The organism is Paraburkholderia sp. BR13439, from assembly GCF_040948805.1.
GTDB classification, from domain to species: Bacteria; Pseudomonadota; Gammaproteobacteria; order Burkholderiales; family Burkholderiaceae; genus Paraburkholderia; species Paraburkholderia youngii.
The window spans coordinates 1-11,526 of sequence record NZ_JBFPKN010000059.1 but is presented as its reverse complement, the minus strand read 5'-3'; the positions used below and the strand labels follow the sequence as shown (position 1 = coordinate 11,526).

General features: G+C 55.5%; 7 protein-coding genes and 3 pseudogenes. 4 read left to right on the top strand and 6 right to left on the bottom strand.

Translation table 11 applies throughout. From position 1 onward, the window contains the following. Nucleotides 1-138 precede the first annotated feature (138 nt). The 6 genes and pseudogenes from treS to AB3X96_RS41155 all read right to left on the bottom strand — a co-directional run bounded on the left by treS (nucleotide 139) and on the right by AB3X96_RS41155 (nucleotide 6,524). Nucleotides 139-2,214 carry a maltose alpha-D-glucosyltransferase gene (treS, locus tag AB3X96_RS41180; RefSeq protein WP_368594238.1) on the bottom strand — a complete coding sequence of 692 codons (2,076 nt, stop codon included), beginning with the start codon at nucleotides 2,212-2,214 and terminating at the stop codon, nucleotides 139-141. Nucleotides 2,215-2,236: 22 nt separating this feature from the next. After that, nucleotides 2,237-3,763 (bottom strand): aldehyde dehydrogenase family protein, encoded by a 1,527-nt coding sequence (locus AB3X96_RS41175; RefSeq protein WP_368594237.1) that lies wholly within the window; start codon nucleotides 3,761-3,763, stop codon nucleotides 2,237-2,239. Nucleotides 3,764-3,770: 7 nt separating this feature from the next. After that, nucleotides 3,771-4,163 carry a hypothetical protein gene (locus AB3X96_RS41170; protein WP_368594236.1) on the bottom strand — a complete coding sequence of 131 codons (393 nt, stop codon included), beginning with the start codon at nucleotides 4,161-4,163 and terminating at the stop codon, nucleotides 3,771-3,773. Nucleotides 4,164-4,688: 525 nt separating this feature from the next. Next, nucleotides 4,689-5,083 (bottom strand): annotated as a pseudogene (locus AB3X96_RS41165) (IS110 family transposase); the annotation flags it as partial. After that, a pseudogene (locus AB3X96_RS41160) lies at nucleotides 5,079-5,663 on the bottom strand (IS5 family transposase); the annotation flags it as partial. The pseudogenes AB3X96_RS41165 and AB3X96_RS41160, both read right to left, overlap by 5 nt. A 52-nt stretch (nucleotides 5,664-5,715) precedes the next feature. Continuing rightward, a protein-coding gene (locus tag AB3X96_RS41155) for an IS5 family transposase (protein WP_368594235.1) occupies nucleotides 5,716-6,524 on the bottom strand; the annotation gives its coding sequence in 2 pieces (ribosomal slippage) (nucleotides 5,716-6,179 and nucleotides 6,179-6,524; 810 coding nt in all). Nucleotides 6,525-6,657: 133 nt separating this feature from the next. Between AB3X96_RS41155 and AB3X96_RS41150 the strand changes: the two genes are divergently transcribed. The 4 genes and pseudogenes from AB3X96_RS41150 (at nucleotide 6,658) to AB3X96_RS41135 (ending at nucleotide 11,415) form a co-directional block, all read left to right on the top strand. Then, nucleotides 6,658-7,611 carry an IS5 family transposase gene (locus AB3X96_RS41150; RefSeq protein WP_368594234.1) on the top strand — a complete coding sequence of 318 codons (954 nt, stop codon included), beginning with the start codon at nucleotides 6,658-6,660 and terminating at the stop codon, nucleotides 7,609-7,611. Between the two features lie 217 nt (nucleotides 7,612-7,828). Next, a pseudogene (locus tag AB3X96_RS41145) lies at nucleotides 7,829-8,847 on the top strand (IS110 family transposase). Nucleotides 8,848-9,701: 854 nt separating this feature from the next. After that, entirely contained in the window at nucleotides 9,702-11,087 is a 1,386-nt protein-coding gene (locus AB3X96_RS41140) for a hypothetical protein (protein ID WP_368594233.1), read from the top strand. Between the two features lie 7 nt (nucleotides 11,088-11,094). Beyond that, complete coding sequence (locus AB3X96_RS41135; RefSeq protein WP_368594232.1) at nucleotides 11,095-11,415, top strand: glycosyltransferase family 2 protein; 321 nt, start codon at nucleotides 11,095-11,097, stop codon at nucleotides 11,413-11,415. Nucleotides 11,416-11,526 lie beyond the last annotated feature (111 nt).

Genomic DNA, 11,526 nt, shown 5'->3' with positions numbered 1-11,526 from the left:
GAAGCCGGCCTCACAGTGCTTTAAAAAGGTTGATGCGCGTTGAAATTGCACAATGCGAAAGATTTAGCGACGGTGGGCGCTCAAATCGTGGAAGGCCGATTCCGGGCGGGGGTATTTCCGCATCCTGTTAAATGCACGTCAACTAGAAAGAGAACTCCCAATTCTCAGTGATACACCTCGGTGACCCTCAAGCACTATTCGCAGCTTACCCAGTTCGTCGAGGTGACCGATAACCGAATCGGCGAGCATGTCGATGACGGGTCCTGGCGCGGTGCAGCGTAGGGTAATAGTCTCATCGACGGTGCTTGCACCAAAGTTCAGAGCTGTAATCTGAGTCTCTTTCCCTGCGGGAAGTTCGTGAATCATTACTAGGAGGCCTGGCGCGACAACGTCGGGAATCCCTATTTGCCTACTTAAGGCAAGGCCGTACGAGTCTCTCACAGCGAGGAGACGCTTGAGTTGTGAGGCGAAAGAGGTGGGGTCGGCGAGCTGCTCCGGCAACGTACCGTACAAAGCCACTGCGCGCGGTATGCCTTCTTCGGATGCATACGCATGCCCGTTTTCGCCTGTTAGATCATAAGCACCGCGTTGTACCCAGCGCGTGTCTCCGTCAGTCGTTCGCTCCTCGACGGCCTCAATGGGTAAGGGTAGTGCACCCACAAGATCCCACCCCGATATCGCAAAAATGCCGGGCTGAAAAGCATTGAACATCGCAAGAAGAAGATGAATTTGTCGGATATTGTCCCTGTCCCTAGGCGTTATGGCGTCCAAGTCCCGAATATTGAGTGCCGCAGTGATGACGCTGACTGTCGTGCAAGACACACCGTTTGTCACAAAAGGAACATTGTAGCGCGCATGCTCGCCGCACAAGCGCTCGTACATCTTCTCCCGGATATGCTCTCGAAGGGAGTTGCCGTTCCATGTCTGCCCTTGGAAGGTAAGGGTTGCGTTAGCGTGTAGCGACCAGAAATGTACGAGCTCCAGCGTCAGTTCATCGTGGTTCTGAAGCGCGTGAATGAGAGACGCCGGGTCGATGCCGTACTGATGGGCCTTGCGTAGCATCAGCCGCAAGAACTCTGTGTCTCCCGTCAGAAGTGCATGCTGATACGCAGGACGTGTGACAAAGTCGTAAGACAGGTCCGCGCCATTTTTGGACATTGCCGCCATGTCGTCGAGGGTGAGATTGAGTTCCTGAAAGCTGAACCCACCGGCCTTACGAATCGCCCCGGCAAGAAGCTGGTTGGCCGCGACCGCGAGTGGATGGCTCTGCGACCACGCATTGCCGTGTGGTCTTCGCTCGATGCCGAGAAAGCCGTTGGCATCCAGGCGAAGTCCGCGTGCGCCGAGGACATCTAGGGAGTGCAGAGCATCACCGATACCGATTTGTTGGGCTGCAAATGTTGGGTCGAGCCAGTTCAGTGACGGTTGACCTTCCTTAAAGTAGTGAAGGTATACCCACCGGCGCATTATGCCGTCTACGCTGAGTACAGGAGCGGTTGCACTCCAGTCTGTTTCCTTGACGCCCGGCGCAAAAAACATTACCCGCTGAAGTTGGCCAACGATGTAGCGCCTACCTTTTAGGGTGTCGACGACGTCAGCCGGCAGATTGATGGAATCTTTGCCTTCAGGTACGTCTGGTAAGAGGTTCCAGTCGCTAGGCATGATCTCGATCATGTGGTAGAGGCCCGGATAGTCCCCGTAATTCATCTCAGCGAGCCGAAAGTCGGGGCCTTTGCCAGTATGCAAAGGAATGATATCGTCAATGACAACAGCGTTGTGCGCTGCCGCCATGCGACTCATTGCTATGAAGTCTTCTTTACTGCCGAATCTGGAATCGATCTCTAGGCCGATGCGATCAAAGTTCCCATCCACCGAATGGGTAAAGCGCTTACCATTAAGACCACCTGCGAGTTTGGTTGGACCCGGGTGCATGGCCCTAATGCCCAACGAGGACAGCGAACGCCACAGTGTCTCGCTTCCCAATGCCTGGAGTACCGATTGTCCCGGCGCGGCTATAACCGCGCCCGGGTACGCGGTGAACCAGACAGACGACTTTGCGCAGACCTCACGCGGGCGTGCTTCGGCATAGGGGTGAAGCCAAAGCTTGGCTTGCCCCGCATAACTGCGTGCCCGTGCCCGAACCTGGTGGAGCATTGATTGACTCACGAGCCACTGGATATGCTCTGAAGCCGGAGAATTTATGTCAGAGCTCATGGAGATATTTCTTGAGGCGATATCAGGACTTGGGCGCGTTCAACCAGCGCCTCGGATACTCCGAGGCCAATGAGTCTTCACTTGGGTACGCCTGCACGTCACCGCCCGTGCCGGGTCCCGCCTGATTGTCATAGCCGACGATAGCCTTTACTTCGAGAAACGCCTCCAGACCCCACTCGCCATATTCACGGCCATTGCCGGATTGCTTATATCCGCCGAACGGCGATCCCGCGTCCCACGCCGGATAGTTCAAATACACGCTGCCCGCGCGCAGCCGGAGCGCCACACGCTGGGCGCGCGCCCGATCTGCGGATTGAACGTATGCAGCGAGTCCGAACGGTGTATCGTTGGCAATCGCGATCGCGTCTTCCTCGTCCCGGTACGGCATGATGGCGAGCACTGGGCCAAAAATCTCTTCTCGTGCGATCGTCATCGACTGGTCGACGTTTGCGAAGACCGTGGGCCGCGCGTAGTAACCGCGCAACAGGCCGTCGGGACGTCCCGGCCCGCCGGCTGCGAGCAGTGCGCCTTCCTCGATGCCCTTTTTAATCAGCCGTTGCACGCGTGTGTATTGCACGTCGCTCACCAGAGGGCCCATCGTGGTGCGGTCGTCGTTCGCGGGACCCACACAGTGAGAGGCCGCCGCATGCTGTGCAATGCGCACGGCCTCGTCGTGCAGCGCTGCGGGCACCAGCATACGTGTCGGCGCGTTGCACGACTGGCCGCTGTTGCCAAAGCACTCGTAGACACCCGAAGTGACGGCCGCTTCCAGGTCCACATCGTCGAGAAGAATGTTTGCGGACTTACCGCCGAGTTCCTGGTGCACACGCTTGACGGTCGGCGCCGCGAGCTTCGCGATTTCCACGCCCGCTCGTGTCGACCCGGTGAACGACACCATGTCGACATCTGGATGACTGCTGAGCGCCGCGCCCACCGTCGGGCCGTCGCCGTTCACGAGATTGAACACACCCGGCGGCACGCCTGCTGCATCGAGAATCTCGGCGAACAGCACGGCGTTCAGCGGCGAGATCTCGCTTGGCTTGAGCACCATCGTGCAGCCGGCGGCAATCGCGGGGGCGACCTTGCAGACAATCTGGTTGATCGGCCAGTTCCACGGCGTGATGAGCGCGGCCACGCCGACGGGCTCATAATTGACAAGGGTCGTGCCCTTCTTGCGCTGCCAGGCGAAGCGTTCGCAGGTACGTAGGAGTTCTTCGAGGTGACGTCTGCCGAGCGCGGCCTGCCATGTATGCGAAAGCGTTTTCGGCGCGCCGATCTCGCGCGAAATGACATCGGCCATCTCGTCGTAACGCGCCGCATAAGCGTCGAGTATGCGGCGAATCAGTGCGACGCGCTCAGTCAGCGGCGTCAGCGAAAACGACGCGAATGCGCGCTTTGCAGCGGTCACAGCGCGCTCCACGTCGTCGGCATTGCCGAGCGCGATCTGCGCGAACGCCTCTTCTGTGCACGGATCGACAACGGCGAGGCGCGCGTCGCCCGACGGCGCGACCCAGACGCCGTCGATGTAAAACTTTTGTGCATTCGACATCCGCTTCCTACTCAGAGAGTGTTCCAAGAAGAACTGCCTGGATTGTTAATCCCGAGCCAAACCCGTTAGCTTCGACGGCAACCTCTCCAGCGCAAGCTGGATAGCTGGGCGTACTGACGCATGGTTCCCCGCCGGTCGTCGTCTGCGCATAAGCTTTAAAAGACACGTCGACATTTACAAGAAGCAGCTGACGACTGGATGCCACCGAGTTTGCAGGTGAAAATCTCCAATGTTCCGAACAGTCTCTTGAAACGTCCTCCATCGCATGCAAGATATTCGGAAGGAGGCGTGTAACAATCAAACCAAACAGCGGCCCCGCGTCGCCTAGTGCAATATAGCGAAAACATTTCTTTGTGCCTTTGATCGCCATCAATGCATGAATGTCTTCTACTGAATACATCGTCGGCGCTTGTCCTCCCGGTGCGGCTCCGGTGCAAATAGGCGGTCTATACGAGATTGTTGTTAGATAGAGGGTAACTCATGACGCAGACAGGACGCCCTTTCAAGCTGCGGGCGCAGTGACCTCTTTGCGGCCGAGCTTCGCGAGATTGAACGGCCTTGGCGGATATGGCTTCCAGAGCCTTCATGTGCTTCCGCATCGTCTCCAGATCGTGACGCAACTAGATACTGAGGATGCCTTGGGGCGAGACGAACAGGGTATGCCATTTGAGGACTTCGTTGGCAATACGAATCTGACCGTAGGCGGGTAATTCGAGGGCCAATTCGACAACGGCAGCATCGACATGGGGATCTACGCGGTTCGTGAGCAGGGGCCGATGGCGAGAATCTGCTGCAGCGGCGCTTCACTGCCCCGATCGTAAGTTCCTTAAATCGGTAGAAGCCGCGCGAGTAAAGGTTTGGCGAGTCTAGGTTCCACCTAGCTTGTCATCTCACTCGATTGCTGTGCAACTTTTCTACGTGCCGGCAAAAACGACTTCAGTCGCTGAGGGCTTGCCGCAAAATCCTCCTTGACTGCAGTCCACACCCGCGCCAGATCCGGGAAGGCTTCGTCTTCAACACCGGGCAAATACACGGCAGTCAGGTCGCCTGCGCGAGCCGGGTTTTCTGGGAATCAGCGATGGCGCAAAGACCATCCTCTCAAAGCCGCGCTGCGTCAGTTGCCGATGTAGCCAATAGCAGCCTGGATCCGCCTCTTGCACACACCCGTGAAGCCTTCGATCGCAGCCGCTTGCACAGCCGATCAATCTCCGTTTGAATTGTGCCGATCTTGCCACGCGATATGACCTCGCATGCGTCGATCGCGTAGGCCACCTTAATCGACTCCTTATGCACGTCCAACCCAACCCTCGTCGAACGCAGCCTGCGCTGGCTCTTTGCCCGTGTATCCCTGATCGGCAAATGCCACCTTGACCGTTCGTCCCGTTACCTGCTGGACCTGCCGCGCAAGCTCCGCTACCTGTGCGCGCTCCTGTTCATTGGCTGGGGTCACGTGCACCGCCAGCAACTGTCCCAACGTGTCTACTGCAATATGTACCTTACTACCGCGCTTGCGCTTATAACCGTCATAACCCGCACGCGGGCCGCTCTCGCAGGTCGACTGTCTCGTGCGGCCATCGAGGATGACCGCGCTGGGCTGTCCCCGACGGCCCTGTGCCACGCCTATCACCGAGCGCAGGTCACTCACCATGCTCTCAAAGCAGCCAGCCTGCAACCAGCGTTGAGTCTGCTGATACACCAACTCCCACGGCGGGAAATCATTGGGCAGCATCCTCCACGGCGCGCCGGCACGAGCCATCCAGCGCAATGCATCAAACATGTCGCGCAGTTCGTATTTGCGCTGGGGCGCGTCAACGTCCATCAGCGTCAGATACGGCGCCGCGAAACTCCATTCCTCATCCGACACATCAGTCGGATACCCTTTGCGGTCCGTTGTTTTCATCCCGCCAGGATACCAGGTCTCAATCGAAGTTCCTAACACGCTCTAAGAGGCGTTAACAAAATGAGTCCTTCAGCCTTCGCCAACAGATGATGCAGCAGGCGAGTTTCATGAAGGCTTCGTGGATGAAGGCAAGGCGTTCGAAGCGGATGCGCAGTCGCCGGAAGTTGTGAAGCCACGAAATGGTTCGCTCGACGACCCAGCGGGTTTTGCCAAGGCCGCTGCCATGAGGGTGGCCACGTCGGGCGATTTCGGTAGCGATGCCGGCTGCGTGCAGCGGACGGCGGTATTTGTCGTGATCGTAGCCCCGATCGCCCTGAACGATGCGGGGCTTCGAAAGCGGCCGGCCGCGCTTGCCGGCAATGGGTGGGATCGCATCAACCAGCGCGTGAAGCTGGGTGACATCGTGACGGTTGGCGCCGGTGAGGATTACCGCGAGCGGGATGCCCTGCGCTTCGGTAATGAGGTGATGCTTTGAACCAGGTCGCGCGCGGTCGGTGGGATTCGGTCCCGTTTTTGACCTGCACCCACCGCGCGGATCGAGGAGGAGTCGACGACGACACGGGACCAGTCAATCCGGTCGGACTCGCGTAGCTTCGCGAGCAGCACTTCGTGTAGCCGGTCCCAGACGCCGGCAGCCTGCCAGTCTCGTAGACGGCGCCAGCAACTCATGCCACTGCCGCAGCCCATCTCGCGTGGCAGCAGGTCCCAGCGCAGGCCCGTCTGCAAGATGAACAGGATGCCGGTAAGCATGGCCCGGTCATCCAGTGGTTTGCGTCCGGGATACCGTGAGCGGCGAGGTTTGGGTGGGGGCAGCAAGGGTTCAATGAGTGCCCACAACGCGTCATCGAGTAGTTTGGTCATGAGCTCCTCGTCACCGAAACAATGACGAGGTTAACAGCAATCGTTGGAAGTTAAGGGAGGTCTGCAAAAGTCCTGGCATTGAGATTTCGGTGAACTATCCTGGGATGAAAGGAGTGAGTTGAGGAGAGCCCAGATGACGCAACTTGGACTTGACCTGGATCTGACAACGAAGCGCACGCGTAAGCGAGAATTTCTCGATGAGATGCGACGCGTTGTGCCTTGGTTGAAGCTCATTGCGCTGATCGAACCGCACTATCCGACTGGCAAGACTGGACAGCCGCCGTTCCCGATCGCGACGATGCTGCGCATTCATTTTATGCAACAGTGGTTTGGTCTGTCCGATCCAGCGATGGAAGAAGCGTTATATGACGTGCCGCTGTATCGTGACTTCGCAGGACTTGACGGCGGCATGACGCGTTTGCCGGACGAGAGCACGATTCTACGGTTTCGTCACCTTCTCGAAGCGCATGGACTGGCTGCGCAGATGCTCGCGATGGTCAATGAAATCCTGGTGGACAAAGGCCTGATGCTCAAGACCGGGTCGGTCGTCGATGCCACGTTGATTCCGGCGCCCAGTTCGACGAAAAACAACTCCGGAACGCGCGATCCCGAGATGCGTCAGACGCAGAAAAGCGGTAACTGGTACTTCGGAATGAAAGCGCACATCGGCGTGGACGCAGAGTCGGGCCTGGTCCACACCGTCATCGGCACGGCGGCCAACGTCCACGACATTACGGAGGCTCATGCGCTATTGCACGGCCAGGAAACGGACGTGTACGCTGACGCGGGATATCAGGGGATCGAAAAGCGTCGCGAGACTGGCGGGGTGCGCTGGCACATCGCGATGAGACCAGGCAAGCGCAAAAAGCTGGATCTGAGTGATCGTTTGGACGCGATATACGATCAGATCGAGCGGCTGAAGGCCGGCGTCCGCGCCAAGGTCGAACATCCGTTCCGCGTCCTCAAGCGGCAGTTTGCCTACACGAAGACCCGATATCGAGGTTTGATGAAGAACACAGCCCAGATCACGACGTTGTTTGCTCTGAGCAATCTATGGATGGCGCGTAGAGCTTTGCGCAAGGCTTGATAACCGAGGCGCCGTGTCTTGCGCCTCAGTAGCGCTGCACGGAGCGGCGTAAATCGCAGGCGCCTTAACGACTCAACAAATTCTCATCACCGCCACTGCGAAAAATATAGAAGGTCAGCGCCCGAAATGCGGGTTATGCAGACCTTCCTTAACAGATCAAAGCAATCATTTTGTTAAGGCTTCTAAGGTCTTCAGAGCGAACCGGAGGTGAACAGCCATGAACCCCATCCCCGTAGGTGTCGACATTGCCAAAAGCGTCATTCAGGTCCACTGGGTAGACCCGAAGAGTGGTGAAGTCATCAACAAAGCAATCAGGCGGGACCGGTTTCTCGAATACTTCGCAAACCGCCCCACTTGCCTGATCGGAATGGAAGCATGTGGCGGTGCGCACCATTGGGCGCGGCAACTGATGAAGTTGGGGCATCAGGTGAAGTTGATGCCCCCGAAGTCAAGGCCTTCAACATCGGCAACAAGAGTGATCCGGCCGATGCGCGCGCCATCTGGATGGCCACGCAGATTCCCAGCAAGGCAGTGGCCATCAAATCGGATGGCACAACAGGCAGTCCTCGCACTCCACCGCATGCGGCAGCAGTTGGTGCAAATTCCGCACGATGCAGATTAACAGCCTGCGTGGTCTGCTTGCCGAGTACGGTGAAGTCATGGGCCGCAGTCGGGAAGTGCTTGACAAGGCGATACCCGGCGTTCTGGCGAAACTATCGGAGCGTCTGCCTGCCATGCTGATCGATACATTGCGCGCGCAGTGGCACAGCCTGACGGTGCTCGACAGGCAGATTGCTGAGATCGAGCAACGCCTGCGCATCTGGATGAGAGAGGATCAGGCCTGCAAGACGATCGCCGCCGTGCCTGGCGTTGGCTTGCTGACCGCTACCGCGGCGGTCGCCACGATGGGCGATGCGACAGCCTTTCGCTCCGGCCGAGAATTTGCAGCCTGGATCGGCTTGGTACCGAAACAGACCGGTTCCGGCGGAAAGGTGCAGTTGCTGGGGATCAGCCGGCGAGGTGATACCGATTTACGCACGCTACTCATCCACGGCGCGCGCAGTGTTCTGCGACATCCAGAAAAGGCTGGCGCATGGATAGAGCAGCTCGCCAAACGCCGCCCGTTCAACGTGGTAATCGTGGCTCTCGCCAACAAACTGGCCAGGACCATCTGGGCGCTTCTCGCCCACAACAGGCAAATATCAGAGGGAACACGTCAGTTCCAAACCCGCGTAAGGGAGCACAAATCAGAGGAAACGATTCACAAGGACGGTAGGTCAAAAGGTTGCGCTGGCAATCGCGTGTGATGACGAGATAGGTTGGACCGGGACCCACCAAACCTGAGTATGACGGAGAGCCTCGAGCTCGACACGGAAATGAGGTGTGGGTCAGCGGATTTCATCGGGGCCTGCAGCATCGAAGCTGCATCAAGGGCCGGATATAAAGGCGCAGCCGTCTCATCCGTCACAGCGTGCGAAAGCCTTCGCAAAATGGGAGGCGTCCATATAAAAGTCATACTGCGTTATCCCGCTGTCCGATTTTGCGCGGCCACCTCTGCCAGACCATCTCAGACAGAGCGACTCGGCCGGCCGCTAGAGTCGTGACGTTTGTCTGCGCAAATTGAACACAAAGCGAACGATTTGTCGGAAAACTAACGTCCAGACAGCCGGCGTGATATCCGCACATAGAGGCGTCCCGTCTACGGCTTTCACATGCAGTCCTCGAGATGGTGCGTAGAAACCTTTCCGCGGCTCATGCTGGCACGCCGCATGCCTCTTCTGGAATTGGATCTGGACAGATTCGTCGCTGCTTTGCAGCCACTCATCAAACCTTTGTTCTGCTCCGATGTGCTCAACGCCATCCGCAATGCGGTTGCAGGAAGGCTTTCCTGCCTTTGTTTACGCAGATCAAAAAAGGGGAGAGGTGCCAACGCTGTTTTCCAACCCAAATATCATCGTTCGAAGGCCCACCACGCCATGAAGCACTGTCGGAAATCGCGCTCGCAGCCACGGCGACCCTGTGTCGAAAGTGGATGGTTTTCTGGTCGCGATCATGATTCGTATTCGAAAATTGTTTTAGGGTGATTCGGAATGTATCGTAAAGATATGCATTTGGCGGCCATATTTATATCATTTGACGCCGTCGCCGTGTCAGGCATCACAGTTGAAGCGTCAAAAATGGCGAAAATTCTTGCGCGCAATCAGATTAAATCTTATCTTGACCTCGGCTACGATATAAAGATAGATAAAGGAAAATTCGGCAAACCTTACAATAAGGAGCATGAGATTTACAGCGATATATTCGATTTGGTTCGCATTGATGATATCAACTCTATTCCCCACTACAATGTCGATTTCCTGACGTATTCGCACAATGTTCTGATGGGTCGAGTTCCGCCGGTTTCTTCCAGAGAGCAGGAAGAACTTTTGCTTGCAATCAGAGAATCTTCTCTGCGACTAGCACATCGAATCGTTCAGCTATGGGATAAGCTAAGTATCAGTTATGTGATTGTTGAGAATGGTACGCTTCCGGAAAATATAATATATACCAAAGCCATTTATATGGCGATCAAAATTTACGGCGAATGTCATTGCCTAGGGAATTTCGTCATCTGGCGCGACCACGATCTAATGTGGAGCAGTGAAAAAAACGTGATGAAATACGGCGCAGCGCCTTATCCCCATGCCATCAAGCCCGTTAGATCCAAGCATATAACATACGTTACACTCAATAATCACCTGAAAAAAAAGCTGGAAGAGTGGTGTGATTACGGTGTGGAAGTAATGGTTAAAAAAAATACCTACGATTTCACTGAGCATGGTAGATTTAATAGTATTAGAGAAAAATTCTTTATCCGCGATAGCGACATCGTGATCGCCCGCACCACTCGCATTATTCCGCAAAAGCGTTTGGATCGGGATATTTATTTGCTTAATCGGCTAAATCAACTTTTCAGTCAAAATGATATCGATCGAAAAGTTTTTTTGTTTGTGGCGGGCGATCCTGATGAAAATCATCTTTACTCTCAAGAGCTGAATACACTGGCCAAAAAGTTAAACGTTGAGTCATTTATAAAGTTTGTCGGTCCACTTTCGCACAAATCCATACTTTCAGTGGGCGATGCGACTGCAATTGAGGATTTATATTACTCCTGCGATCTTGTTTCTTTTCTTACTTCGTGGGATTACGACAGCTATGGGAATCCAGTTGGCGAGGCGATCAGCAACAGACGGTGCTACATTACTACCAGCTACGAATATTATTGGGAGGTTTATGGTCAGTACGGCTTTGAAGCGCCCGTTCTGAAGATATCGGAAGAGAATGATTGCTTGCCTGATGAAGCATTTATTAAAGGCTTGTATCTGCTCATCAATAATAGGCAAATGATGAATGACATTGCTCGGAGGAATTTTCTTATTGGCAGGCGGCTGCTTTCTGATAATTTAGCCAATATTCCTGGACTTGACTTGCCATGAAGAAAGAATGCGCGATACAGTTGTTGTATCAGTTGTGGTGCCAGTTTACAACGAAACCGATCGTATCCGAGAGGTGTTGCTCTCCCTATTGAACCAAAAAACGCATGACGGCCTGATTACTCATGATGGCTACGAGCTGATTTTTGTGGATAATAATTCCACGGACGACTCCGTTGACAAAATTAACACTTTCAAATTTCAAAACCCATCCCTGGATATTTTTCTTATTCACGAGTCCGTTAAAGGGGTCTCGTCTGCAAGAAAACGCGGTATGGATTACGCGTCGATGCGTTCAAAAGCCCGTGACAGCCGCCTAGCAGGTTGCTGAAGTACCGCTGAAACACGTCATCGCGCAGAGTTCGTGAAGCGTTGATAGATGAACCACCACTTGCCCACTGGAGATCATGGGCGGCGCCGACACGTTCACCGAGAGTTTGTT

What these genes read in the sequence shown, in the direction of transcription:
- AB3X96_RS41140 (WP_368594233.1), top strand. Translation starts at nt 9,702, where the DNA reads ATGTATCGTAAAGATATGCATTTGGCGGCCATATTTATATCATTTGAC.
- AB3X96_RS41150 (WP_368594234.1), top strand. Translation starts at nt 6,658, where the DNA reads ATGACGCAACTTGGACTTGACCTGGATCTGACAACGAAGCGCACGCGT.
- AB3X96_RS41175 (WP_368594237.1), bottom strand. Translation starts at nt 3,763, where the DNA reads ATGTCGAATGCACAAAAGTTTTACATCGACGGCGTCTGGGTCGCGCCG.
- AB3X96_RS41170 (WP_368594236.1), bottom strand. Translation starts at nt 4,163, where the DNA reads ATGTATTCAGTAGAAGACATTCATGCATTGATGGCGATCAAAGGCACA.
- treS (WP_368594238.1), bottom strand. Translation starts at nt 2,214, where the DNA reads ATGAGCTCTGACATAAATTCTCCGGCTTCAGAGCATATCCAGTGGCTC.
- AB3X96_RS41135 (WP_368594232.1), top strand. Translation starts at nt 11,095, where the DNA reads ATGCGCGATACAGTTGTTGTATCAGTTGTGGTGCCAGTTTACAACGAA.